This is a genomic window from Psychrobacter sp. PL19 (assembly GCF_017875835.1).
Classification (GTDB): domain Bacteria; phylum Pseudomonadota; class Gammaproteobacteria; order Pseudomonadales; family Moraxellaceae; genus Psychrobacter.
In genome coordinates this window covers 2884897-2911816 of record NZ_JAGING010000001.1, presented here as the reverse complement: position 1 = coordinate 2911816, position 26920 = coordinate 2884897, and the positions used below count along the sequence as shown (strand labels likewise).

The following is a 26920-nucleotide window of genomic DNA, read 5'->3' as shown; positions in this document are numbered from 1 at the left end:
ATAATTATGCTCATGCTATCTTCACCCTACATTCACGTTATACTTATACTTGGCTATTGAGCTATTATTTTGTCAACAGATCAGCCACTCATTAATAATAAAAGGTAATCACAAATAACCATGACATTGTCTTATTCACATGCGCACCAGCAGGGCAGTGGCACCACTGAGGTGGTCGCGGTGTTAGTCGCTATCACTGATCATACTGCGCGGGTTCTAACGGTAGACCAGGGTAAGCTATTGCCTAACGGGCCTTTGATGCCATTACATCGCTCATTGCAAGCAGGCGTGCGTCAGTGGGTCGAAGAACAGACCCAACAGCCACTGGGCTATTTAGAGCAGTTATATACCTTTGTTGATACCAGTCGGCGTAATGTTGATGGTCATGCGTTGGTCTACGTCAGCTATCTAGGGCTGGTACAAGAGACCCAAACCGCTAAGTTACAAAGCCAGGCGTTATGGCGCGATTGGTACGATTACTTCCCATGGGAAAATCACTTAGAAGGCACACCCGATATTATTATGCGCTTGCTTGTCCCAGCCTTATTGGCTTGGGCAGATACCGCTGAAGATGTCTCTGTCCGGTACCGTCGGCGTCAGCGTATTGGCTTGTGTTGGGGGGTGGGTACGGAGTTTTTAAACAATAACCAAGACAAAGATCAAAATACTGACGATCAAGTAAGCGACCGTCATGAAGACCACAGTTATGAAAACCACAGTAACCAGTATTCGACTACTAAGTACGAGCATGAATACGAGCATGAGTACGAGTGGGTTGCAGAACATGTCCTGCTGCGTTATGAGATGTTATATGAAGCCGGTCTAATTCCTGAGTCGCCTGACTATTCACCCAGCTATCCATCCACTCACTTATCTAATCATCAGCCTAATAAGCTACCCACAGATTGGTCGCAAGTGATGGGGGTGCCGATGTATTATGACCACCGCCGGGTGATCGCTACCGCTATTTCAAGGCTACGTGCCAAGATTGAATATCGACCGCTGATCTTTGGCTTGATGCCTGAAGTGTTCAGCTTGTCGCAGTTACAACAAAGTGTGGAGGCCTTATCAGGTGTGCCTTTGCACAAACAAAATTTCCGCCGTTTGCTTGATTCGCAAAATTTAGTCATGCCCACTGGGGACAGTAGTAGCGCCCAGCGTGGCCGCCCCGCAAAACTTTATCGCTTCCGTCATGATATCGAACTACAAAGCTTGCTGATGGACAGCAAGTTACCCAAGCGTAAATAGCTGTATTTTTTGCTTGATGTTCGCCAGTGTGACAGCGGCTGCAAAAAATCCATACCAGCAATGTTATGTCTTTTTTAAACGCTGTTCTTTTTAAATTAGATCAGCTACAGGCACTTTTGATAAATATTTACGAAGAAATGCCCGCAAATAACTGCTCATAAAATTCCAGTTATTCTATCCAAATATCTATTGTGCCTCGTGAGCCTATTGGTTTTATCTTGCGAGCGCGCTTGCTTTACGCTATATTTATGCCTCACTATTTATGCTCATTTTGAGTTTAAATAAACCATTAAACTGAAGTAAGTGGCTGAACTTAAGTGATCCCTGAAATCAAACGACGATTAAACTTAAGTGACGGTTAAATTTAAGGAACGGTTAAGTTTAGACAGACAGCGTTCTAACAAATAGCACTGTAATAAATAGCACTCTAATAAACAGCACTGATATTAATAAAGCGTCAAGCAAGGGGTAGATATGACAAATAAAGCAGAGCCAGCGTTAGATCAGGTGTTGCTTAAGCCGTTAGTAGCAGCGGCACTGACGGAAGACTTGGGTCGGCGCGGTGACGTGACTTCACAAGCGACTATTCCAGCAGACATGCAAGCGCAATTACAGATCAAGGCACGGCAAGCGGGTGTGATTTGCGGTATGGATTTAGCGCGATTGGCTTTTGTCTTAATCGATGCGCAGATTGAGTTTGTCGCAACGGTTAGCGATGGTGAGAGTGTGGACGCTGACACGGTATTAGCCACCGTTCGCGGTAATGCGCGCCATTTACTGACTGCAGAACGCACTGCACTGAATTTTATGACTCATTTGAGTGGTATCGCGACCGCTACCCGGCAGATTGTCGATAGCGTGGCCGATTATCCGGCGCAGATTACCTGTACCCGTAAGACCATTCCCGGACTGCGAATTGTACAGAAGTACGCGGTACGTTGCGGCGGTGGACGCAACCATCGCTTAGGATTGGATGATGCTATTTTGATTAAAGACAATCATATCGCGATTGCCGGTGATATCACTACTGCCATTCAGCAAGCGCAAGCGTTTGCTGGTCATCTGATTCCGATTGAGGTCGAGGTTGATAACTTGGCACAACTGGCATTGGCACTAGAGGCTGGCGTGAGCCTAGTGTTACTGGATAATATGCCCCCTGACATATTGACTCAGGCGGTTGCGATGTGCAAAGGACGCGCAAAAACCGAAGCTTCAGGTGGTATCACCCCTGAAAATGTGCAAGCCGCCGCAAAAACAGGCGTTGATTTTATCGCTATGGGTTACCTGACTCACAGTACCACTGCGCTGGATATTGGCCTTGATTTTAGTGCTTAGCTGTTATGCTTAGTATTAATAAGATGTTCAACGTTGACTGCTAAAGGTGACTTTATTGATGGGTTTGATCGGTTTCATATTATCGTAAATGGGCTAATATTTAGTTAAAAATACAGATCTGACAAATCCTCTGAAGTTAATGATTTAACTCGCTTATCTGCTTATGCTACAATGCCATTGTTAACCGAATATTGGGTCATCGTTGCACACGCACGATGGCCTTCTCTTTTTGCCGATGGAAAAGTGAGCGTTCAGTGGATACTGAAATTATCAAAATTATTTTAGCCTTTATGGTGCTGATCAATCCGTTTAGCGCTTTGACGCTATTTTTGGATTTGACCCGCGGCTACTCGATGATTGATCGACGCAAAGTGGCGCGTATTGCTTGCCTGACTATTTTTATTACCATTAGCTTCTTTACTGTGGCTGGCGAGACCCTGCTTAATCTGCTGGGCATTTCAATTGGTTCGTTCCAGATGGCGGGTGGTATTTTAGTCTTTCTAATTGCCATTAATATGATGAATGGTGAAGGTAACCCGGTTAAGCCTGATGCTGACAACTTCGACGTTGATCATATTCAAGACCGACCACCCAGTACTGCTTCGGCCGTCGTACCACTGGCCATTCCGATGATGATTGGTCCAGGTGGTATCTCAACTGTTATTATTTACTCGTCACAAACTTCTGGCATCCTACGAGTGTCTGCGGTAATTATCGCGGGCTTATTGATTAGTATCTTTTGTTATTTGGCCTTGATGGCGGCCGGACGTATCAGTCGCGTGTTGGGCGATACTGGGCTTAACATCATGAGTCGGATTATGGGTATGTTACTGGCCGCGGTTGCTATTGAGATTATCGTCAGTGGCCTACGCACGCTATTTCCTGATTTAATATAGCTGTGATCTGCTAACTTGAGGCAAGGTTGATGGAATGACCTTGAAAAAACTCACCCCAATAACACTGTGCCGTCCCTAAATCTATGTATGTTTCCCATTTTTTATGCTGCAAATAGCAGTCTCAATAGCCGTGCGTAAAACTCATTACCACAGTCCTCCTAGTCGTAAAACCAATACCTAAAAATGGCATTCATGAGAATATGTTATAATAGGGCTCATTTATCGTTAGCGGGAGCTGATTTTGAGTAAGACAAAAATTGCTATTTTAGGTGCAGGTCCAAGCGGTTTGGCACAATTAAGGGCTTTTGAAGCGGCTCGATTGGCCGGTGTTAAAGATTTGCCAGAGATAGTTTGTTATGAAAAACAAAATGATATCGGCGGGATGTGGAACTATACCTGGCGCACTGGTTTAGATAAGCACGGCGAACCAGTACACGGCAGCATGTATCGTTATCTGTGGTCGAATGGCCCCAAAGAATGCTTAGAGTTTGCAGATTATTCGTTTGAAGAACATTTTGGTCAACCAATTCCGTCGTACCCGCCACGTGAAGTGTTAAAAGACTACATCATGGGGCGCATTAATAACCAAGACATTCGCAAATATATCCGCTTTGAATGTCCTGTACGCTGGGTTACCTTTGATGATGATACCCAAAAGTTCACCGTGACGGTCATGAACCATAAAACGGGTGAGCAAGAAACCAATGAATTTGATTATGTGGTAGTGGCGACCGGTCATTTCTCAACGCCCAATATGCCCTATTTTAAAGGCCTAGAAGAATATCCTGGCCGAGTAATGCATGCCCATGACTTCCGCGATGCTTTAGAGTTCAAAGACCAAGATATTTTATTGATTGGTAGCAGTTACTCCGCCGAAGATATTGGCACCCAGTGTTATAAGTACGGTACCAACTCAGTGACTATCAGCTATCGCAGTAACCCGATAGGTTATGACTGGCCTGATGGTATTAGTGAAGTGCCATTACTAACTCATTTTGAAGGCGATATCGCACATTTCGTCGATGGCACCAGCCAACGTTTTGATGCGGTGATTATGTGCACGGGCTATCTGTTCCATTTCCGCTTTATGCCTGATGAGTTGCGTTTGCAAACTCATAACTGCCTGTACCCGGCTAATCTATACAAGGGTATCTTTTGGCAGCCGAATCCCAAGCTGATTTACTTAGGCATGCAAGATCAATACTTCACCTTTAATATGTTCGATGCCCAAGCTTGGTATGTGCGCGATGTTATTTTAGAGGATATTAAATTGCCGGATTTAGCCACCCGCCAAGCAGATGAACAACAGTGGCTAGCGGACTATACGCAGGTGAATAGCGCTTATGAAGAGATAGATTTCCAAGCGAGCTATATCCGTGATTTAACCAATGCGACCGATTACCCTGAGTTTGCAGTAGAAAAGCAAGGCGAAATCTTTAAGCAGTGGAAGAAGGACAAGACTGCCAATATTATGAGCTTTAGAGAAAAAGCGTTCCGCTCTACCTTAACGGGCACTTTAGCGCCTAAATTACCGGTGCCTTGGTTGGATATTCTTGATGATTCACTAGAGCATTTTTTGAACTTATCATTCATCGAAAGTAAAAAGACCAAAAAAGCCTCATAAATACTGTTGAGTCATTTTATCCTTAAAGTGAATAAACTAGATCAAGCCAAACACCTCAATATTAAGTGTTTGGCTTTTTTAGCTCCGATATTTTAGCTCTGATATTTTAGCTTTGAGATATACTTAAAGTACCTTAAAAACGCGACGGTACTGCTGGTATGAGTTTTTTGCAGCCTCTGTCTGCGTAGGCACAGCAAGCAAGAAAAACGTATGCCAGCAGTAGGTTATATATCGATATTACTTTTCACTGACTATACTAGCTCCGAGATATCAGCTCCGATACAAATGCCACGCCAAGTACAGCATCAATATACCTACTAGGGCATCGAGTATATTCCAGGCTTTTGGCTTGGCAAATAATGGCCTAAGCAGACGGGCGCCATAGCCTAAGGCAAAGAAGAATAAAAACGAAGCACTGACCGCGCCACTGGCAAATACTAATTTACTACTGGCACCGGTTGAAACCATGCCTACTAAGACCAATGTATCTAGGTAGACGTGCGGATTGAGCCAGGTAAAGCCGAAGCATAACAGCAGCGCTTTTTTTAAGCTGGTGACCACTTGTCCCTCAGCAGTCAGTGCATGGGACAAGCGCATACTGGCATACAAGCTCTGTAAGCCATAGCCGAGCAAAAATATCACGCCAGCGAGTTTGGCCACAGTAACTACTTGCGGATAGCGGGCGGTGACTGCGCCAAACCCTGCGACGCCAGCAGAAATTAATAAGGCATCACTAACGGCACAAAATAGGCAAATAAAGAAGATATGTTCACGCTTGAGCCCTTGTTTGAGGACAAAGGCGTTTTGCGAGCCAATCGCTATAATCAGCGTTAACCCTAATAATAGACCCGAAAAATAATCAGTGGCATTCATAATAATTTACTTAATATTCAAGCAGCAAAACACTGACGTTTGCTTACTGGTAGACTGGTAAAAAGCTGTTAAGATAAGCTATCTAGTAATTGAGTGCAATAGTAATAAATAGGTAAGGGGCAGAGTAGGTCATGGTCATAAGTTTGACGAGAATGCTACAGTCATTTGGGCAAGCACAAGATGACCTGCCAACCACGGCAGCTAAAAATGCCAAGCAGGCGGCGACTAATGCCACTAATAATAGTGCAAATGGTAACAATCATAGAAATAGGGGTGTCGATGCGGCACAATCAAATACTGCTCAAGAAACAGCCATGCCACAAAATACTGGCGAGTTGCCGCTTAATGCCCCACAGCAGGTTGACCGTATTTGTGATGCGTTAGCACAGGTGAATGATATTCGTTCGCCGACCCCGCTTACCGATCGCTATTTAGCCAATCGGGCGCAGATGGTATGGCCCAATCGCCCGCCTTTTAACCCGGATACCCTATGGTATCTCAAACATGGACGCTGCCCTATCATGACCGAACTTGTCGATGTGGTTGATGAGGCCACCCTAAATGCGATGCCTATTGAAGCCGTAGCGGTCTTAGACCGAATCAATGGCAAGCTCAAACGTTATCGTGACTGGAGCCATGAGCTCAATGAACAACAGCAGCAACAGCACAATGAGCGGCAGTTTGCCATTGACAAGCTGGTGAACGAAAGCATTCCAGAAGCGCTACATCATTATGAGCAGCTGCTACGCTTTAGTCCGCACCGTACTAAGAACAACAAGGTACAAGGCAATATGACCGCCGGTGGCATGCTGACGGACTTATTCTTAGAGATTGATTATGAGCTGGATGAGCTACTAGATCAGCTGCATCAAACGGTCATGAATAGCCTAGCCTCTACCCATCGTTATGTTAAGAGTCGCACCAAAAGCTAAGCTTGGTTTCATTCGAGTTTTAATTAGGACACCATAATGACCCAAATAACCGCCATGCTAGTGATGTTTGTATTGTACGGCGTGCTACCGGCAGCTGGCTTGTATCTGGGCTATCGTGGGATCAAAAAGGTCACGGCACCCAAGATGCTGGAATACAAGGCCATGCCGCAACTGGGTTATATCCCCGAAAAAAGCTTACCGGAAGTGGTCAAAAGCTCACTGGCTGAGATCAATCAAAAAGGTGAAAAGCTACGGGTGATTTATGGCGATACCAATAATGATGGCAAAATCGATGACAAAGACACCGTCAACGAAACCTATATCATGATTCAAAACTTAATGGATACTCATATCCCGCAAGCAGTGGCTGATTATCGACGCTTACATGACCTAGACGGTGGCCATGTTGATACTACTAAGATAAAACATTCCGATGTCACGGGCAAAGAGGCGCTGTTAGAAGTACTGGGCACCATTAACACCCAGTTTGACGACCTGCTGACTGCTTCTTATCATCAGGATGGGCAAAAGCTACTGGTGACCCATCGCTATCTACAACAGCGTTTTGAGAATCCATCATCCAATGCGCCGCTGCAACAGCTTACCAATGATCCTGCTAATAACAATGAGACGGTTATCGACAAAACTTTATAGTTAAAATACCTCTAGATTAACACACCAAGTGCAACGCTAAATGATGTTAAAGAATATCTGATTCGGTGTTTTGAATCCCAATCGCCAATACGGGATCGGTCTTCGACTACTTGCGGACGCTTATGAATAGAGACCCTGTCATTGATGCGACCACGAGTCTCGTCAGTCAGCCTTTGACGGTAAGGTTTGGCTTTACGTCTTAAACACTGCCATAACCCACCACCTTGTCTTTTGTCTGTCCACAGGTAGCGATAGATACTCATGTGGCTGATACCGCCATGGACGCCTGCTATTTGTTCTGGGCTCCATTGTAACTTTAGCTTAGCAATGACCCAATCCCAGACGTTTGATACAATAGTGAGGGCGTTGTTTGCTCGCCGCGCTTTAGACGTTGTGTGGGCATGCTTTGGTCGGTAGCCACGCTGACTTTCATTGCGTCTAAGCTCTCTTGATATGGTGCTAGAACTTCTATTTAATTCGCCCGCTATAAATTTAATGCTGTGGCTTGCCCCTTTAAGGGCATAAATCTGATATCGCTCCCCTAGGCTTAGATGTGTATAGCTCATCTAGGCCTCTTTTTCACCTGCTGTTTGAAATTGCACTTCACGTGTTAATCTAAATACCTTAAAAACGCTAGGGTACTGCTGGTATGACGATAAATATATTCTATATTTTATATATAATTAGTTTAACTTTAATATATAATTATTTTTATTTTAAGATACAATCATTTTTATTTTAAGATACAATCATTTTGTTTGTTATTACAGTAAAATGTAACTTAACGTTAACAAAACTATAGCAAGCATTTCATATTAGATAGATTTAAACATTAATATACGAATACTTTTGCCATCGTTTAATTACTCATGCAGTTATTTTCTAAGGGTGAAACAATGACATTACAAACGCTAAAGCGAATGTTGTTTTATAGAGTAGTGGTTTTAGGTGTATTTCTAAAAATCCCACTATCAGCTAAGGCCATGAACTTAGTAGTTTCTACAAATTTAGCAGAAAATGGGGATATGTCAGATCAGTTCCACCTTGGTTCAATGTATGAAAATAGCAAAGGTGTTCACCAAAATTTTGCTATAGCAATTAAATGGTATCAGAAGGCCGCTAATCAAGGTCATATTGACGCTCAGTTCCGTCTTGGATCAATGTATGAGAATGCCAAAGGTGTTCAGCAAGACTACTCTATAGTAGTCAAGTGGTATCAGAAAGCCGCTAACCAAGGGCACATTAAATCTCAATTCAAGCTTGGGTCCATGTATGAGAACGCCAAAGGCATCCAGCAAGACCTTACCATAGCAACTAAATGGTATCATAAGGCAGCTGACCAAGGTCATGCTGACTCTAAGTTCCATCTCGGGTTAATGTATAGGAATGGACTTGGGGTTCCACAAGACTACTCTATGGCAGTTGAATGGTTTCAAAAGGCGGCTGATCAAGGCCACATTAGATCTCAGTTAAATCTCGGCTTGATGCATAAGAATGGATTCGGGACGTCTCAAGATTTTCTTATGGCAGTGGAATGGTTCCAAAAAGCAGCTAACCAAGGCCATGCTGACTCTCAATTCAATCTTGGGCTGATGTATGAGAATGGATTCGGTATCACTCAAGATCTTTCTGCGGCAGCGCAGTGGTATGAAAAGGCAGTCAATCAAAATCACCTATCAGCACGAATCAGCCTTGGAGAAATATACTCGAGTGGCCAAGGCGCTCTACAAAACTATACCAAAGCACTTGAGCTGTTTCAAAAGGCAGCGGAACAAGGAAGTCATTCAGCTGAATTTAATTTGGGAATAATGTACATTGAGGGATATGGTGTGCGCCAAAGCAAAGTGATAGCAAAAGAATGGTTTGGTAAATCTTGCGACAATGGAAATCAATGTGCCTGTGATCGATATAAAATACTAAATACAGAAGAAAAATAGCAAGTATTAACCCATAGCCATCGATTTTTTGACAATTAGATAGGCGTTTGAACAAGTAAACCGTGAACTTCGAAACAATCCCAGGTGAGCTGCCGTTAAGTTATGATGAGTAGCGGAATAGTGACGGAATAGTGACAGACTTTGGGATGGGCTTATAGATGCAGGATGTCACAGACATGAGCATATTATTAGGTGTGGGTATTGCTACTACGATTGTTATCCTTTATTTGGGTAAAAAGGGCTGGCAAGCATTACATAGCGCAGTTGGCATCACACCAGGGGTGCTGACTTATCAAGACCCTAACGCGCCTCTATCATTGCCTAACCTGACCTGGCAACAGCTGAGCTTGAATAGCCAGCATCTAAGTGCGTTATCAGACCACCAACTGCGTCAGTTACAGCACATTGATAATAAAGTAGCGACCTATCAGCGTTATCAGCTAGACTCACAAGCACAACACCGAACGCCAGCGCTGACTGAGCAGCAATTTGTGCTGCACAAGCTATTACAGTCACGGCTACCGGAGATGTTAGCCAGTCATTATCATTTAGCAGGGATTAATGGAGGTTCTGACGCTACTGTTAGTGCTGATACCACTAGCGATAAAGGCGCTACTAATCATAAACGCACTGAGGCCGGGCAACTCTTACAAGACGCCTTGAATAATATTGACAGCCGCTTGGATGAATTATTAGAGCAGGTGGACAGCCAGCACTTGCAAGACTTACGGGTAATGAAGAAATATATAGACAGCCACAACACTTAAAGTGTTAAAACATAAAAAAAGCTGCCAGCGATTACATATCGCTGGCAGCTTTTTTATGTTTTTGTTCAGCTATAGTCAATGAAAAGTAATATCGATACCTAACCTACTGCTGGCATAAGTTTTTCTTGCTTGCTGTGTGGCGATGCCACTCCAGAGGCTACAAAAATTTCTCCCAGCCTCACGATAATCATTTTGACTTAGTGTAAAGCCGACTGACTATAGCAGGGGTTTATCTTAACGGCGATTGTTGCGCTCAGGGGTGTTACGCGTACCACGATTGGCTGGTTTGGTACTGTCGCTAGATTTTGGACCCTCGTTAGGCTTGGGCTTTTTATTGTGACCGCTGTCACTACGGCGCGCTTTAAGGGGCTTATTCTTAATACGTTCTTGCTTGTCTTTGGCGGCGCCGTGTAGACCCGTACCATAACGTGGACGCATGCTGACCAAGTCGGTTAAGGTATTGATGTCTTTTCTATCCAATTCCAAGAAGCGACCGGTACGCAGCTCTTTTGGTAGCGCGATGCCGCCGTAGCTTGTGCGCAACAGACGGCTAACTTTTAGGCTTTGTGATTCAAATAGACGGCGTACTTCACGGTTACGGCCTTCTTTTAGCTTGACGTGATACCACTTATTAACGCCTTCGCCGCCGCCTTCTTTGATATCTTCAAAGTGGGCCATACCATCTTCTAGCATGACGCCAGTAGTCATGTTACGGGCGATATCTGGTGTGACTTCACCCAATACGCGTACGGCGTATTCACGGGTCACTTCACCAGAGGGATGCATCAAGCGATGGGCCATTTCACCATCATTGGTAAATAACAATAACCCGGTAGAGTTGATGTCCAAGCGACCGACCATTACCCAGCGATCGTGAGTCAGTTTAGGCAAGCGTTCAAACACAGTTGGACGACCTTCTGGGTCATTAGCAGAGCAGACTTCGCCCTCGGGCTTATAATAAGCCAAGACCCGGCGGCGCTTTTCATGTTCAGAGGTATATTTAATCTGACGGCCATCGACGCGAATCTCGTCGCCTTGCTCGACCCGATCGCCGATGGTGGCAGGCGCATTATTGACCGTTACACGGCCCGATTTAATGACTTCTTCCATCTGACGGCGTGAGCCAAGACCCATACGGGCGAGGGCTTTTTGTAATTTTTCATCTTTCATAATCATATCCTGGAGTCGGTTAGGGCTACATTTCTCAATGTAGGAATTTTGGTAAGATAATTTACAGCCGCTATTCTACGCTATTTATGAGGGCCTATCAGTAAATCTGTACATTATTGTGAGCTATTTTCATCCGCTCTATTCGAAATCATCATTCTTATCTTGTTCTTAATGACGATTAATTCTAACCTAAAAGCGTCTATCCGCTCATTCATCTCTTGTTCTTCATCGTCAGTGACTAGATCCGTTCTAAACGCTTCTATGGTAATCATTCGTTCTCGTAGAGAATTTTTAATTATGCCAAGCTCATAAACTGACAATTCCCTATCGTCACTCATCTTCTTTCTCCTTTATTAATAGTGCTGTACTCAAATGGGGTACTACGTTTTACATCAACATCCATTGTTTCTTAGGAACTTTTGTTTTCTATTGTTAAGTTTTTCGTTAGTGTGATGTTGTATTTTATAATAATATATATATTTTCTTACAGAATACCGACGAGTTTTTTATAAGCAATAACTATTTGGTAAATAATTTTGACAGCAATCTCTATTAATTAAGCCACCTTTACAGTAACTCTAAAATTTTAATCATTGGCCGATAAAACACTACTGGATACCGATAAAAGGTAAAAAATGGATTATTTATTAAACCTTTATGCTAATATGCAGTTATTTTGTAGCCATTGAAAAATAAGAATAAAGATTCATGTATTTACTATGACAAATATATGGATTCATTATGGTGAATATTATTATTTTCTTTACTGAATATAATTTTCAGTCGTGCTTGCTAGGATTGATAAGGTCAACGCTATGTATAGGTCTTCCAAGGCTTTTTTATCGATATTTGTATTACTAGCGACCCTGCTCTCTGGTTGTGCCACCACTACTATTAACTCTGGCTTCCAATCTGGCGACTTGCCTCCCAGTGGTTCGTTTGTTGCAGACAATGGCATACAGTTTGACGTACAGCCGTTAAGTTTGGCCACGCTACCGCCTAAGCAAGTGGTTCGACCCAGTAGTGACTTAGCACGTCTAGTAAGAACCTCTACCCGAGTAGATTACCGCATTGCGCCAGGCGATATTCTCAATGTTGTCCTGGTGGACTATCCAAATATTAATACCTCGACCTCGAGTCTAACCGTCGATCAGCAAGGCTTCGTTCAGATTCCTCTAATAGGTCGTATTAAAGCCAGCGGTCTAAGTGTCCCGAAATTTACTACAAACCTACGCGGACAGTTGCAACGTTATCTGAAATATTCAGATCCACAAGTAAAAGTCATCGAGTATCGCGGCAATAAATTCATTATTGATGGTGAAGTCAGTAAAGCGGGCGAGTTTAATATTACCGACACCCCTGTGTCTCTCTATAGCGCTATTTCTATGGCAGGCGGGGTAACCGTTACTGGTGATTCAGACAACATGGTATTGAATCGTAAAGGCACAAGCTACAACATAAACCTATCCTCACTGCGGAAAATAGGCTCATCGGCCAATCAAATTTATGTACAAGATGGCGACTCAATCCACGTCAATACCCTAGACATCAATAAAGTATATGTCTTAGGCGAGTTTGGACGAGTGGCGCCGGTGCCTATTCTTGAACAAGGATTGAATTTGGCGCAAGTATTGGGGGAGTCTGCTGGTCTTAACGCCAATACTGCCAACGCCGCCAAAGTATACATCGTTCGTGATAACCCCGGTTACCCGCGTACCAATATCTATTATATCGATATGCAAACCATTACCAGCTTTCCCTTGGCCAGTCGTTTTGAGATGCGCCCTAACGACATTGTGTATGTTGATCCGACTGGCTTAACCCGCTGGAACCGTGTTCTCAGTGCGTTATTACCCTCTTCGTCGGCAATTAGATCTTTTTCTGATCTATAAATAGACTTATGTATTATGAGTTATATGTTATGAGTTTTAATAATATCTTAGTGATCTGTGTGGGCAATATTTGTCGCAGTCCAATAGCGGCTGCACTCTTGATCGACCATTATCCACAAAAGCATATTGATTCTGCTGGTTTATCGGCCGTCGTCGGCCATGCTGCTGATTCAAACGCGCAAGAGGTGATGATAGCCCGCAATATAGATATGTCTGACCATATCGCTAAACAAATAAGCGAAGAGTTGGTCATGACAGCCGACCTAATATTTACGATGTCAGAGAGCCAAACCAAATGGATCGAAGATCGCTGGCCGCATTGCCGCGGTAAAACTTTTAGGATTGGTCATTGGATCGACAAAGATATTGCTGATCCTTATCAGCATGATAAATCAGCGTTTGAGACTGCCGAAAAAGACATCGTTGATAGTCTTGAGCGGTGGACGGATAAAATCAGCTAAACGACTACCATTAAGTGATGAAGATATAGTTATGAATACAGATGCGAATAACCTATCGAAGCCTGCGGCAGAAAAAGACGACGATGATATCGACTTATTGGCTTTATTGTTAGTATTATTACGCGGCTGGAAAGTGGTGGTTTTTCTAGCGCTATTGGGTTTGGCTATCGGGGTGCTATATAGCCGCTATTTGAATCCTGTTTTTAAGTCAGATGCGCTGATCCAGATTGAGGAGCAGTCACAAGGCGTCTCATCAGCACTGGATTCAAGTGATCTGGTATCGTCAAATGCCAGTCCGGCTCAGACAGAAGCACAGTTAATAAAATCACGCATGGTATTAGAGCCAGTGGTTGACCTGTTGCACTTAGATATTCGCTTAAGTGACCCTACTATCAATAACCTAGATAGAATAAAAAGCAACCGTACCAGTACTCAATTAAGTACCCCTAAAGGAGTAACGTTAGAGACTGAAGACGGTCAAGTGCAAGTCAGTCAATTTGAGGTCTCACAAGACTATTTAAATCAGACTTTTACCCTAGTGAGATCCGGCTCTGATGCTGATGGTAGTTTCACACTTAGCAATGGCCTTGATGATTTTAAGGGACAACTGAACCAGCCACAGCGCTTTAGAGGTTCAAACGGTATCATTCAAATCACAGTGAATGACCTACCCGCTAGTAACCACTCTATCAATATTGCCAAACAGTCATTACAGAATACTACGGATGCCATAAATGGCGCTTTGACCGTAGCGGAAATCGGTGGTAAGACGGGTATTATTCAGCTGTCACTGATTGGCTCGAATCAGCAACAAATAAGTTTGATACTAAAGCAGATTATTGTGTCTTATATTGATCAAAACCAATCTCGCGGCTCTGAGGAAACCACCAAAACCATTAAATTTATGGAAAGCCAAATACCGTTATTAAAGCAAAAGCTGGAAGCTTCTGAAGCCGTCTTTAATAAGTTCCGTGCAGAGTCTGGCACTATCGATATTGGTCAAGAAGCGGGCATTCTAGTCGGACAAAATGCTGAAATTGACGCGCAACTGAATGAGCTCAAACTCAAAAAAGCAGATTTGACTACCTACTATACCGAAGAGCATCCGCTGGTCATTCAAATAAATGATCAAATCGAAGTCTTAAACGATAGACAACGAGAAATAGAAGATAGAGTGGCAGGTTTGCCTGAGATACAAAGAGAGTTTCTAAGATTATCAGAAGATACCAGCATCAATAGAGAAATTTATCTCACCATGCTCAAAAACTATCAACAACTCAACATTGTTAAAGCTGGTCAAATTGGTTACGCCCGTATTATTGACCTGCCTATCAGTACCTATCGGACTATCGCACCTAAAAAGCCACTGATAATAATGCTGGCAACGATTCTAGGCGCAATGTTAGGAGCCGTACTGGTATTGATTAGCAGCTTGCTTAAAAATGTAGTCAAAGACCCTGATCGTGTAGAAGCAAAAACAGGGATTCCGGTGATTGCCACGATTCCGCGCTCACCCTCATTATCCCGGCTATCAAAGAATAAAAAAGCGCCAAATCGCCTGTTGGCTTATGCTGACCATAATAGCTTAAGCTACGAAGCGATAAAAAGTCTCAGAACGCACTTGATGTTCGGTATGCCCACCGCAGGCAAGGCTGGCCGGCGCGCCAAAGTGATCCTTATTTCAGGTGAAAGCCCAGGGGTCGGCAAGTCATTTATCTCTGCCAACCTAACAGAGGTATTCGCCCAACTCGATAACAAAGTGTTAATCATAGATGCAGACATGCGCTTAGGCGAGTTGCATAAGATGTTTCATACGGAGCAAAATAATGGGCTAGCAGATTACTTATCACAGCATGATAGTAGCGAGCAAGTAGATAACAGGATAGATAACCTTATTCATCCGACTACCATGGATAATATTGACTTTATGCCCAGAGGTCAGCAGCCACATAATCCAACCTCACTGCTAGCGGGTGATAAGTTTGGTGGCTTGATGGCGAAGCTGAATGCGCATTACGATTATATTATCATTGACTCCCCACCGATATTAGCCGCGTCAGATGCCGTGATATTGTCACAATATGCGGATAAAGTACTGATGGTCACGCGCTATGATAAATCGATAGAAGGCCAGTTGGTTTATGCTATTAACCAGCTGGCCAAAGCACAGGTGCAAGTCGACGGTATTATCCTTAATGATGTACAACAGGGTCTGACCAGTAAATATAGCTATCATTACAGCTATGCCTACGGCAAGAATAAATAGCCAGTCGTCAATCAATTGAGCGTTATATCTATGAGTTCAGATCTTAATCCTACTTATCATAGCTCTGCCACCAGTGTTAACAACAGTGTTGATAGCATTGATGGTAGCGATAGCGTGGGCAATGCCAATAATGCTAGCAAGTCGACCAGTCGGCTGCAGCGCTTTGCTGAGCGCTTATTAGCGCTGCCACGGCCGGTTAAAAAAGGCATTTTGATCAGTGCTGATTTTGTCATGGCAGGGGTGTGTCTTTATTGTGCGCTGGCCTTAAGATTTGGTTACATGGACAACCATATTAGCCCAATAGCCTTAGCACTTTATGCCTTGATGCCTATTATTGGCCTGTATGCTATCGGCTTTTACAAGGGTGTGGCCAGGGTATTCTTTGATACCGTGATGCGTAGTGTCTTACAGATGTTAGTGGTGCTGATCATTATCTATGAGGGCATTCTTTATTTTGAGTGGATGCCTCGCATACCGCGTTCAGTGCCTATTTTTTATCTGTTCTTATTCTTTATGTGGCTTTGGAACAGTCGTCTGACCATTAGAGAGCTATTAACCCGCTGCCAGGGCAATCGTCCCCATCGCCGTCTCGACCATACTGACTATGACAATGTGGTGATCTATGGCGCGGGCAGTGCTGGTAGAGAGTTGTTCGAAGGCTTAGGAGACTCGCATAAGTATAATGTGGTGGCTTTTATCGATGACAATCCGCACTTGACCGGCGGTTATATCTTGGGCAAAAGGGTCTATGCCGCGCATGAACTGATTAATATCGTTGATAAGCTAGATATCGCCCAAATATTTTTAGCCATGCCGTCTATCAGCCGCGCGCACAAAAGACAGATTATAGATAAGCTGGCAGACATTTCTATCAAGATTAAAGAGTTGCCCAGTTTGCACGAGCTTGCGGATGACAAGGTCACGGTCAGTCACATGCGTAAGATAGACATATTGGATGTGTTAGATCGGCAGACGGTCGAGCCAGATGAGCGGCTACTACAAAAAAACATCACCAATAAATGTGTGCTGGTCACGGGCGCAGGGGGCTCTATCGGTAGCGAGCTGTGCCGGCAGATTATAAAAAATAAGCCCAAGTGCTTGGTACTGTATGAGCTGTCTGAATTTGCCCTGTATAGTATCCATCAAGAGCTGCTCGCGAAGCAGGCTAATAATCCTATTTATCAGCATATCGAGATCGTCGCAGTCATTGGTAATGTGACTAACGAAGCCAATCTGATGAGACTATTTAACCTGCATCAGATACAGACCGTCTATCACGCAGCTGCCTATAAGCATGTGCCTATCGTTGAACACAATCCCTTTGAAGGGGTCATTAATAATAGTAAGGGCACGTACCATTGCGCGCGTGCGGCCATTCAGGCCCAGGTTGAGACCTTTGTACTGATTTCGACTGACAAGGCCGTGCGGCCAACCAATGTGATGGGCGCGTCCAAGCGCTTAGCAGAGCTGGTCTGTCAGGGGCTCAGCCAAGAATGCCAATATAAAAATAGTCAGGATAAAAATAACCAGGTAAGCTCATTAGCCAGCCAAACTCGGATCAGCATGGTGCGCTTTGGTAATGTACTGGGCTCGTCCGGCTCAGTCGTACCGCTATTCACCAAGCAAATCAAAAAAGGACAAGCAATCACCGTTACTCATCCTGATGTCACGCGTTACTTTATGACTATTCCAGAAGCCGCTAACCTAGTCATTCAGGCGGGTGCGATGGCAGCGGGTGGTGAAGTGTTTGTGCTGAATATGGGCGCGCCGGTCAAAATCGTTGATCTGGCTCGGCGTATGATTCATTTGAGTGGCAATGAGCTCAAAGACGAAAACTACCCAGATGGCGATATTGAGATTGTCTTTACCGGACTACGGCCAGGTGAAAAGCTCTATGAGGAGCTGATCATTGGTGAAGACAACGTTGAGGATACCTCGCATCCCTTGATCATGCAGGCGATGGAGCATAGCTTTCCGTTAACTGATATTGAACAGACCTTGTCTGAGCTCACTAATAAAGCACAACAGCATGATGTAGATTGGCTAAAACAAAGGTTTAAGCATTTCGTAGCCGGTTATCAGGAAGGGACACCGATTACAGTGTCTGAGAAATCCAAACAACATAGCATCACAGCAATCAAAAAGGTTGGTTAACAGGACATTATGATAAATATCAATAATATTAAGATAGCTGTGATTGGTCTAGTAGGTATATATTAGCAAGATTCAAACCCGACTGGGTTATGCTCCGCAGTTTGATATTATCCAAGGAATTCAGAAAGCCATGCCTTGGTATGTACAGTTTTTAGCTTAATTTTGATAGTGGAATTTATATGTTTAAGATGATTAGGCAGCTTTTCTCATTGCTATCCCCTCAGCAAGTAAAGCAGTTTTATATCTTGCAAGTGCTGGTAGTGGTCATGGCTTTTACTGAGTTGTTAGGTATTGCTTCTATAGCGCCCTTTATGGCTCTAGTCGGTGATATTAGCATATTAGAAAAAAGTAATGTCTTTGCAGAACTGTACCAGATGTCTGGCCTAACAGATCCTATGGATTTTGTGTTTTATACTGGTCTACTGGTGCTTGTTGCCTTAACGGTTTCTACCCTAGTGTCTATGTTTACCATTTGGAAACTGTCTCTTTATGGGGCGAGCGTCGGTATTGAAATTGCGGATCGTCTCTATGCTTATTATATGCAAGAGGACTGGCAATTTCATGCCAGTGGTAGCAGTGCCCAGTTGACCAAGCAAGTATCTACAGAAGCCATGCGCATAACAAACGGCATAGTTCAGCCACTGATGCAAATGAATGCCAAAGTAGTTTTAGCGGTCCTCATATCGGTCAGTATCTTAATTTATAACCCGGTCGTCGCGATAGTCGGTTTACTCATATTTGCTCTCGCCTATTTCTTACTTTATAAGTTGGTCCGTAACAAGCTAGTCTCTAATGGTCAAAAGATATCTCAAGTCTCTACTGCTCGCTTTAGGTTAATGAATGAAGGCTTTGGTGGCATTAAAGATGTCTTGCTGCTGAATCGTAGTCATGATTTTGTCAAGCGTTTTGAAGAAAGTGGCACGATTTACGCTCGCGCTCTAGGATTAAATTCTGGTATTAGCCAAGTGCCACGCTATTTTATGGAGCTAATAGCTTTTGGCACCATGATTGGATTAGTGTTGCTACTGATTAAGTTACACGACGGTAATCTAGGGGCGGTACTGCCAATTTTAGCTGTTTACGCTCTAGCGGCGTTTAAGTTACTGCCTGCCTTACAGCAAATATATTCTAGCGTCGCTCAGATTAAAGGCAATATAGCGGCGTTTGAAGCGGTCAAAGAAGACCTAGAGCAGTCTCTTGATCATAAAGGTTCTATTCCTGAAGAGACCATAACTATACGTAAAGACTTAAAGCAAAAAATTACCCTAAACGATATTCAGTTTAGTTATCCTGGCAAATCAAAACCTGCTGTCAATGGGGTCACTATGACTATTCCTGCTAATAGCGTGGTCGGTCTAGTAGGATCGACTGGTTCTGGAAAGTCTACCTTAATAGACTTATTGCTTGGTCTGCTAACGCCACAAAGTGGTCGTTTAACTATAGATGATACTTGCATTACTGCTGAAAACAAACGCGCTTGGCAAAATACCTTAGGCTTCGTCCCGCAAAGTATCTTTCTCAGTGAAGGCACTATCGCTGAAAATATTGCTTTTGGTTTACCTGCCGCAGACATCGATCTAGAGCAAGTAAATAAAACACTCCAGCTTGCTCATCTAACAGAGCTGGTTGCACAGCTTCCGGATGGGGTCAATACCAAGGTAGGCGAGCGAGGGGTGCAGCTGTCCGGTGGCCAACGTCAGCGTATTGGTATTGCGCGAGCACTTTACCATGAAGCAGAGGTCTTAGTATTTGATGAAGCCACTAGTGCTCTAGATGGTATTACAGAAAAAATAATCATGGATGCGATACATGACTTTAGCGGTCAGAAGACCATCATTATGATTGCTCATCGTCTAAAAACAGTACAGAAATGTGATATTATTTATTTAATGGATCAAGGAAAAATAGTGGATCAAGGTACATACCAAGAGCTGGTAGAGAAAAACTCTCAATTCAAAGAAATGGCAGAGCACGCTTAATAAAGACCCTGTAGGAAGTTAAATTAGTAACTTAAATTAGGAACAACTTAAATGAAAATTCTGGTTACAGGTGGTGCAGGCTTTATTGGTTCGGCTGTTATACGCCATATTATGAATAATACCCAAGACAGTGTGGTCAACCTAGATAAACTAACCTATGCTGGTAATCTTGAGTCCCTTATTAGTGTCAGTGATAGCCAGCGTTACACCTTTGAGCAAGTGGATATCTGCAATTCAGACGAACTTAAGCGGGTATTCGCAGAACATCAGCCTGATGCGGTAATGCACCTTGCTGCTGAATCACACGTTGACCGTTCTATTGATGGCCCAGCTGAGTTTATTCAGACCAATATCGTCGGTACTTATACTTTACTCGAGGCGGCGCGAGCTTACTGGAATACTCTTGCTGAAGCTCAAAAGCTCGCTTTTCGCTTTCATCATATAAGTACAGATGAGGTTTATGGTGACCTTCCACATCCGAGTGATGCGTCTATAGATACAGCTGACGCCTGTGGAGATGGTCTTCCATTATTTACAGAATGTACGGCATATGCGCCAAGCTCTCCGTATAGCGCTAGCAAGGCCAGCTCTGATCACTTAGTTCGTGCATGGCAACGTACTTATGGCTTTCCAGTCTTACTGACTAATTGCTCAAATAACTATGGCCCTTATCATTTCCCAGAAAAGCTTATCCCATTAGTGATTTTAAATGCTTTAGAGGGTAAGCCATTACCTATTTATGGTAAAGGCGACCAAATCCGTGATTGGCTATTTGTCGAAGACCACGCTCGGGCCTTATATAAAGTGGTCACTGAAGGGGTAGTCGGTGAAACTTATAATATCGGCGGTCATAATGAAAAGCAGAATATTGAGGTTGTTAGAAGCATTTGTCAGATTTTAGATGAACTACAACCGCGAGCCGATGGGCAGCCATATGAGACTCTGATTACCTTTGTAAAAGATCGTCCCGGCCATGATCTACGTTATGCTATCGACGCCAGTAAAATAAAACATGATTTAGGCTGGCAGCCAGAAGAAACCTTTGAATCAGGTATCCGTAAAACGGTGCAATGGTATTTAGACCATCATCAATGGTGCCAAAACATACAAGACGGCAGCTACCAGCGCGAACGCTTAGGAGTTACATTATGAGTAATAATACAAAAGGAATCATCCTAGCAGGTGGTTCAGGAACTCGTCTTTATCCTATTACTAAAGGCGTATCTAAGCAGCTGTTACCTATATATGATAAACCGATGATTTATTATCCGTTATCAGTATTGATGCTGGCAGGTATTCGAGACGTGCTGATTATTAGTACGCCTGATGACATTGATGGTTTTAAGCGCCTACTTGGTGACGGTAGCGAGCTTGGCGTTCATCTGACTTATGCAGTGCAGCCAAGCCCTGATGGTCTCGCGCAAGCCTTTATTATCGGTGAAAGCTTCATTGGTGATAGTAATGTATGTTTAGTACTTGGTGATAATATTTTTTATGGTCAAGGCTTTACCCCACTACTACGCGAAGCTGTCAGCCGCCAAAAAGGCGCCACTGTCTTTGGCTACCAAGTCAAAGATCCTGAGCGTTTTGGGGTAGTTGAGTTCGATGAGCAAAAGCGAGCTATTTCACTAGAGGAAAAACCGAAGCAGCCGAAGTCCAACTTTGCCGTCACTGGTCTTTATTTCTATGATAATGACGTAATTGAAATCGCTAAACGAGTGCAACCTTCAGAACGTGGTGAGCTAGAGATTACTAGTATTAACCAAGCTTATCTAGAGCGTGGTGATTTGAGCGTTGAGTTGCTAGGGCGTGGCTTCGCTTGGTTGGATACGGGTACTCATGAAAGTCTACTAGAAGCAGCTCAATTTGTAGAAACTATTGAGAAGCGTCAAGGCTATAAAGTGGCTTGTTTAGAAGAAATTGCGCTGAATAATGGTTGGCTAACCAAGCAACAAGTATTAGAAGCTGGCCAAAGTATGAGTAAGAATAGTTATGGTCAGTATCTTATTTCTTTAGTGGATGAAGAGTGATGAGTTTAATCCATTTGATTGATTTTCCGCCACTAGGGGATGAACGTGGCTCATTGGTGGCACTTGAGTCAGAACAGACAGTTCCTTTTAATATCAAGCGTGTGTATTACCTATTTGGTACGCAGCAAGGCGTAGCACGAGGCTTTCATGCCCACCATAATCTTCAGCAAGTTGCCGTCTGTATTACTGGAAAATGCCGGATGATTTTAGATGACGGACATCATCGCGAGGAAGTGTGGTTAGATTCGTCAACTAAAGGACTGGTGATTGGCGACTTAATATGGCGTGAAATGCATGACTTTAGTGAGGACTGTGTTCTCTTAGTATTAGCTAGTGAGCATTATGATGAAAATGATTATATCCGTGATTATGAAGAGTTCTTAGAGGTAGCTAAATGATTGTAATAGCAGGTAAAAATGATATAGCAGTTCATGGGTTATTTTTAGCAATGGATTTTTTTGACTTAGATAAAATTATAGTTATTCCAAATAAAAATGATCTGGGTATTAATGGATGGCAACGATCATTATCTAAAGCTGCTAAAGACAACAACATAATTATTAGAAGTCTTAATGAGGTATATGATATTGAGATAGACTATTTTATATCATTAGAGTTTGATCAGTTAATAAAGCCTGAATTACTATCTACAGAAAATGTGTTTAATATACACTTTTCAAAGTTGCCTAAATATAAGGGAATGTATACTTCAGTTTGGCCTGTGCTGCATGGTGATGAGGAGTCTGGTGTTACACTACACAAAATAGATAAAGGTATAGATACAGGTGATATAGTTTCTCAGAAAGTGTTTAATTTAAATATGAGTGACAGAAGCCAGGATTGTTACAGAAAATATATAGATAATGCCAAAATATTAATTTCAGAATGGTTCGAAAGTATTTTAAATAACAAAGTTGTTCAAGAAAAACAATCAGCTATTAAGTCTACTTACTATTCTGCTAGTTCTATAGACTATAAAAACTTAAAAATCAATTTTAAAAAAACTGCTTGGCAAATTAAAAGACAGGTATATGCATTTAGTTTTAGACCATATCAACTTTTGAAGTTTGAGGGATTTAACATTTCAGATGTGTTAATAACAGATAAAAAGTCTATAGTTCCACCTGGCACTATTATTTCAAAAGAACCAAGTTATTTTCTAGTTTCATCAATAGACTATGATATAAAGTTATATTTTGATTGTTTGGATAGTATACTTGATAACATTAATAATATGAGTGTTGAAGAATTTTCTGATAATTTAGTGAGTATTTTAGGTATAAACGATAGAAATGAAAAAGGATGGTCTCCGATTATTGTTGCAGCATACTACGGAAGGATAGATTTGATAAGTTATCTACTTGATAATGGTGCACTAATAAATGATAGAAATTATCGAGGAACAACTGTTCTTATGTATGCAAAAGATTATTCATTAAAGTATAAGAGTAATGAAATAATAAAGTTTCTTATTGAAAATGGTGCAGATCCTATGTTAAAAGATTGGTCAGGTAAGACTGTCTATGATTATATTACTAAACAGCAAGCTAAATTTTTGGATTTATAATGACTAATATGTCTTTCCTAGATCTTAAAGCTATTAATGCCCAATACCGTGATGAGCTTATAGATGCTTGCACGCGTGTTATTGATTCTGGTTGGTATGTACAAGGCACAGAAGTGAGTGCCTTTGAGCAAGAGTTTGCCGCTTACTGTGGTACCAAGCATGCAATTGGGGTTGCCAACGGACTTGATGCCCTAATCCTTACTTTACGAGCTTGGAAAGAGCTGGGCAAGCTAAAAGAAGGTGATGAGGTTATCGTTCCTGCGAATACTTATATTGCTAGTATTCTTGCTATTACTGAAAACCGTTTAGTACCAGTATTGGTCGAGCCTGATCTGGCAACTTATAATGTATGTCCAAAAAATACAGAAGCAGCAATTACCGAAAAAACACGGGTAATTTTACCTGTGCATTTATACGGTCAATTGGCTGATATGCCCGCTATTATGGATATAGCTAAACGTCATGACTTGCTGGTATTAGAAGACTCAGCACAAGCGCATGGGGCTAGTATCGATGGCAAAAGAGCAGGTAATTGGGGCGATGCCAGTGGTTTTAGCTTCTATCCAGGTAAAAACCTTGGTGCGTTGGGTGATGCAGGTGCAATTACTACCAATGATGATGAATTGGCTCAAGTACTACGTGCATTAGGAAACTATGGCAGTCATAAAAAGTATGAAAACCTCTATCAAGGTGTAAATAGCCGACTTGATGAAATTCAGGCTGCTATGCTGCGCGTTAAACTTAGTCATTTAGATACTGAGATCGCTGCTCGTCGTGCTGTTGCTAAGGTTTATATGGAGGGTATAAGCAATCCAAGCATTACTTTACCCAGCTGGCAGAATGAAGAATCGCATGTGTTTCATCTATTTGTTATTCGCACCAATCAGCGTACTGAACTACAGCAGCACCTATTGGAACACGGTGTTCAATCATTGATTCATTATCCGATACCACCACATCAGCAGCAAGCTTATAGTCAGTGGGCTACTCAGAGCTATCCTATGACTGAGATGATTCATCAGCAAGTTTTGAGTTTACCCATTAGCCCAGTGCTGGCATCAAGTAATGTAAGAAATATTATAAATATTTGCAATGAATTTAATATATAAAAAAATTGGAACAATACTTTCCATTAACTATAATCAATAGCTTGTGTTTATTTTTTATTTAATATATTAAAAGAGGTTTAAATGAACTTGGTTACTATAATAATTCCTATGTACAATGAACAAGAAAATATAAAAAATTGTATCAAGGTTTTGAGAAGCCAGAAAAATCAAAATTTTGATGCTGTATTTATTGATGATGGCTCTACTGACTCTACTGTAAAAGAAGTTGAAAGTTGTTTAGATTTAGGTGTTGATTTTAATTACAAAGTTATCAAACAAACTAATAAAGGTGCAGCTGAAGCGCGAAGAATAGGTATCGAAAACAGCTCAACTAAGTTTGTTATGATCTTCGATTGTGATGACAATTTATCAGATGACATGGTTAGTGAAGTCTACACACAATATGTTGCATATCCTAATGTAGATATTATTATGCCAAACATGCTTTTACAAAATAGTAATAAAGACTGGAATGATCTAATATTTTACACTAAAGAAACTATTTTAGAACCTTTGGATTGTATAGAAAATTCAATAGGTGGTTGGCATGTACATGGATGTCTCGCAGTTAGAAAAACAGTTTTTGAAAAAAGTTATAAAAGTTATAAAAGTTATAATGTTAAAAATACAAATTACATAAACAATGATGAAGTTATAACACGATTAAACTTCTTAAATTCTAAAGTAATAATAAGAAGTAAAGCTACTTATTATTATTGTTATAATGCATACTCTACGACTAAAAGAGTAAATCATAAAAAATATTTAATGATAAAAAACTCTTTAATCTTATATAATATTTTTAAGGATGAGAAAAAAATAATACCAAATGTTACATCTGAATTAGTTTCGGGATTATGGGGTAATTTTAGATATATGCAGAAACATAAGATAGAAATTGAAAATATAGCAGAATGGAAAAAAGAGATAAAAGTAACTTTAAAACATATTAAATATTTTAAAGTTATAAAAAATATCAACTTAAAGAAAAAAATACAGTTGGCCATCTTACAAACAATATTTTTATTATGAGAAATTTATGTTGCCTTTAGTCTCTATTGTTATCCCCTGTTATAACCATGAAGATTTTGTACAGGACTCTATTCAGAGCGTGATTGATCAAACATATAACAATATAGAGCTTATTATTATAGATGATGGCTCTAAAGATAACTCTATTTCTAAGATTCAGGAAATGGTTGATTCTTGTGAGCAACGGTTTGTTAGATTTGAATTTAGAAGCAGACCTAACAAAGGCTTAAGTGCAACTTTAAACGAAGCTATAAAGTGGTGTAAAGGAGAGTATTATTCAGCTATTGCTTCTGATGATCAGATATTTGATTATAAAACGAGCACTCAAGTAAATTTTTTAGAAAATAATAGGGACTATGTTGCTGTGTTTGGAGGAGTGCAAGTAATAGATGAAAATAACAAAAAGTTAGAAAAGGTTATTAGTAAAGCAAGAGCTTATAGTTTTGATGATATCATAATGAACAAACACAGTCTTTTTGCACCTACGCAAATGATTAGAATGAATAGTATCAAGAAGACAGGTGGCTATAAACCAAATATGTTGATTGAAGATTGGTATATGTGGTTACTTCTAAGTAGGGAAGGTAAGATTTTTAACACAGGTAAAGTAATTGCATTTTATAGACGTCATGATACAAATATGACGAAAGACTTGAAAAAGATGAATTCTGGACGACTTGAAGTATTAAGTTTTTTTTCAGACTCAAGACTCCATGTTAAAGCAGTAAATAACATAAAGTGGCATAACACATATAGTGAATTAAAATATTCAAATAATAAAAAACTACCTAATATAGTTAAGCTAGTTATTTTAGACCCAAAAAAAACAAGCAAGAATTTAATAAAAATGATCTTTAGAAAATTTTTATAGTAACTATAATTAATAGTATAAAACTATGGTCTAGTATGAGCGTCTAGATATAAGTGTGAATGTTATAGTTAAAGATATCTTAAAAAATATTGAGAAGCCCTAAGCTCATAAAATCGTCTGTCT

Annotated in this window: 24 protein-coding genes; 20 read left to right on the top strand and 4 right to left on the bottom strand. The window is 41.5% G+C overall.

What is annotated here, in order from left to right; all coding sequences use genetic code 11:
• Positions 1 to 120 precede the first annotated feature (120 nt).
• The 4 genes from H4W00_RS11530 to H4W00_RS11515 all read left to right on the top strand — a co-directional run bounded on the left by H4W00_RS11530 (position 121) and on the right by H4W00_RS11515 (position 5103).
• Positions 121 to 1248, top strand: a complete 1128-nt coding sequence (locus H4W00_RS11530) for an NUDIX hydrolase (RefSeq protein WP_209958382.1) — start codon at positions 121 to 123, stop codon at positions 1246 to 1248.
• A 474-nt stretch (positions 1249 to 1722) separates the two neighbouring features.
• The gene (gene nadC / locus H4W00_RS11525; RefSeq protein WP_209958379.1) at positions 1723 to 2583 is read left to right on the top strand and encodes a carboxylating nicotinate-nucleotide diphosphorylase; all 861 of its coding nucleotides are present in this window, start codon (positions 1723 to 1725) and stop codon (positions 2581 to 2583) included.
• A 254-nt stretch (positions 2584 to 2837) separates the two neighbouring features.
• Positions 2838 to 3479, top strand: coding sequence for a MarC family protein (locus H4W00_RS11520; protein ID WP_209958377.1), 642 nt, complete (start codon positions 2838 to 2840; stop codon positions 3477 to 3479).
• Positions 3480 to 3720: 241 nt separating this feature from the next.
• A complete protein-coding gene (locus H4W00_RS11515; protein WP_209958376.1) occupies positions 3721 to 5103 on the top strand; it encodes an NAD(P)-binding domain-containing protein in 1383 nt (460 codons plus the stop codon).
• Between the two features lie 270 nt (positions 5104 to 5373).
• Here the strand turns inward: H4W00_RS11515 and H4W00_RS11510 are convergent, their stop codons facing one another.
• Complete coding sequence (locus H4W00_RS11510) at positions 5374 to 5976, bottom strand: LysE/ArgO family amino acid transporter (protein WP_209958375.1); 603 nt, start codon at positions 5974 to 5976, stop codon at positions 5374 to 5376.
• Positions 5977 to 6128: 152 nt separating this feature from the next.
• Here H4W00_RS11510 and H4W00_RS11505 point away from each other — a divergent pair, with 152 nt between their 5' ends.
• Together H4W00_RS11505 and H4W00_RS11500 are read left to right on the top strand one after the other, a co-directional pair.
• Complete coding sequence (locus H4W00_RS11505) at positions 6129 to 6908, top strand: hypothetical protein (protein ID WP_209958374.1); 780 nt, start codon at positions 6129 to 6131, stop codon at positions 6906 to 6908.
• 36 nt (positions 6909 to 6944) lie between these two features.
• Positions 6945 to 7562 (top strand): hypothetical protein, encoded by a 618-nt coding sequence (locus H4W00_RS11500; protein WP_334684967.1) that lies wholly within the window; start codon positions 6945 to 6947, stop codon positions 7560 to 7562.
• An 11-nt stretch (positions 7563 to 7573) separates the two neighbouring features.
• On the opposite strand, the gene H4W00_RS11495 is transcribed toward H4W00_RS11500, so the two are convergent.
• Entirely contained in the window at positions 7574 to 8128 is a 555-nt protein-coding gene (locus H4W00_RS11495) for an IS30 family transposase (RefSeq protein WP_209958373.1), read from the bottom strand.
• Between the two features lie 330 nt (positions 8129 to 8458).
• Between H4W00_RS11495 and H4W00_RS11490 the strand changes: the two genes are divergently transcribed.
• Together H4W00_RS11490 and H4W00_RS11485 are read left to right on the top strand one after the other, a co-directional pair.
• Positions 8459 to 9499, top strand: a complete 1041-nt coding sequence (locus H4W00_RS11490; RefSeq protein ID WP_334684966.1) for an SEL1-like repeat protein — start codon at positions 8459 to 8461, stop codon at positions 9497 to 9499.
• 176 nt (positions 9500 to 9675) lie between these two features.
• Positions 9676 to 10266 (top strand): hypothetical protein, encoded by a 591-nt coding sequence (locus H4W00_RS11485; RefSeq protein ID WP_209958372.1) that lies wholly within the window; start codon positions 9676 to 9678, stop codon positions 10264 to 10266.
• Between the two features lie 234 nt (positions 10267 to 10500).
• Here H4W00_RS11485 and rluB read toward each other — a convergent pair whose 3' ends face one another.
• Positions 10501 to 11436: a 23S rRNA pseudouridine(2605) synthase RluB gene (rluB, locus tag H4W00_RS11480; protein ID WP_209958371.1), complete on the bottom strand. Its 936-nt coding sequence runs from the start codon at positions 11434 to 11436 to the stop codon at positions 10501 to 10503.
• Between the two features lie 113 nt (positions 11437 to 11549).
• On the bottom strand, positions 11550 to 11774 hold the full coding sequence (locus H4W00_RS11475) for a hypothetical protein (RefSeq protein WP_209958370.1): 225 nt from the start codon (positions 11772 to 11774) through the stop codon (positions 11550 to 11552).
• Between the two features lie 477 nt (positions 11775 to 12251).
• On the opposite strand from H4W00_RS11475, the gene H4W00_RS11470 reads away from it, so the two are divergent.
• From H4W00_RS11470 to H4W00_RS11415, 12 genes are all read left to right on the top strand, one after another.
• Positions 12252 to 13328, top strand: coding sequence for a polysaccharide biosynthesis/export family protein (locus H4W00_RS11470; RefSeq protein ID WP_209958368.1), 1077 nt, complete (start codon positions 12252 to 12254; stop codon positions 13326 to 13328).
• 29 nt (positions 13329 to 13357) lie between these two features.
• Positions 13358 to 13789, top strand: a complete 432-nt coding sequence (locus H4W00_RS11465; RefSeq protein WP_209958366.1) for a low molecular weight protein-tyrosine-phosphatase — start codon at positions 13358 to 13360, stop codon at positions 13787 to 13789.
• 31 nt (positions 13790 to 13820) lie between these two features.
• On the top strand, positions 13821 to 16055 hold the full coding sequence (locus H4W00_RS11460; RefSeq protein ID WP_209958364.1) for a polysaccharide biosynthesis tyrosine autokinase: 2235 nt from the start codon (positions 13821 to 13823) through the stop codon (positions 16053 to 16055).
• 30 nt (positions 16056 to 16085) lie between these two features.
• Entirely contained in the window at positions 16086 to 18209 is a 2124-nt protein-coding gene (locus tag H4W00_RS11455; RefSeq protein ID WP_209958362.1) for a polysaccharide biosynthesis protein, read from the top strand.
• Between the two features lie 179 nt (positions 18210 to 18388).
• Complete coding sequence (locus H4W00_RS11450; protein WP_209958360.1) at positions 18389 to 20188, top strand: ABC transporter ATP-binding protein; 1800 nt, start codon at positions 18389 to 18391, stop codon at positions 20186 to 20188.
• Positions 20189 to 20239: 51 nt separating this feature from the next.
• Positions 20240 to 21340, top strand: coding sequence for a dTDP-glucose 4,6-dehydratase (gene rfbB / locus H4W00_RS11445; RefSeq protein ID WP_209958358.1), 1101 nt, complete (start codon positions 20240 to 20242; stop codon positions 21338 to 21340).
• Complete coding sequence (gene rfbA / locus H4W00_RS11440) at positions 21337 to 22218, top strand: glucose-1-phosphate thymidylyltransferase RfbA (RefSeq protein WP_209958356.1); 882 nt, start codon at positions 21337 to 21339, stop codon at positions 22216 to 22218. Before rfbB ends, rfbA begins: the two co-directional genes overlap by 4 nt.
• Positions 22218 to 22616, top strand: coding sequence for a sugar 3,4-ketoisomerase (locus H4W00_RS11435; protein ID WP_209958354.1), 399 nt, complete (start codon positions 22218 to 22220; stop codon positions 22614 to 22616). Before rfbA ends, H4W00_RS11435 begins: the two co-directional genes overlap by 1 nt.
• Positions 22613 to 23785 carry a formyltransferase family protein gene (locus H4W00_RS11430; RefSeq protein ID WP_209958345.1) on the top strand — a complete coding sequence of 391 codons (1173 nt, stop codon included), beginning with the start codon at positions 22613 to 22615 and terminating at the stop codon, positions 23783 to 23785. The genes H4W00_RS11435 and H4W00_RS11430 overlap by 4 nt, the downstream gene beginning before the upstream one ends.
• Positions 23785 to 24894, top strand: coding sequence for a DegT/DnrJ/EryC1/StrS family aminotransferase (locus H4W00_RS11425; protein ID WP_209958344.1), 1110 nt, complete (start codon positions 23785 to 23787; stop codon positions 24892 to 24894). Before H4W00_RS11430 ends, H4W00_RS11425 begins: the two co-directional genes overlap by 1 nt.
• 81 nt (positions 24895 to 24975) lie before the next feature.
• Positions 24976 to 25926 carry a glycosyltransferase family 2 protein gene (locus tag H4W00_RS11420; RefSeq protein ID WP_209958341.1) on the top strand — a complete coding sequence of 317 codons (951 nt, stop codon included), beginning with the start codon at positions 24976 to 24978 and terminating at the stop codon, positions 25924 to 25926.
• Positions 25927 to 25933: 7 nt separating this feature from the next.
• Complete coding sequence (locus H4W00_RS11415) at positions 25934 to 26797, top strand: glycosyltransferase family 2 protein (protein WP_209958339.1); 864 nt, start codon at positions 25934 to 25936, stop codon at positions 26795 to 26797.
• The last annotated feature ends 123 nt before the right edge of the window (positions 26798 to 26920 follow it).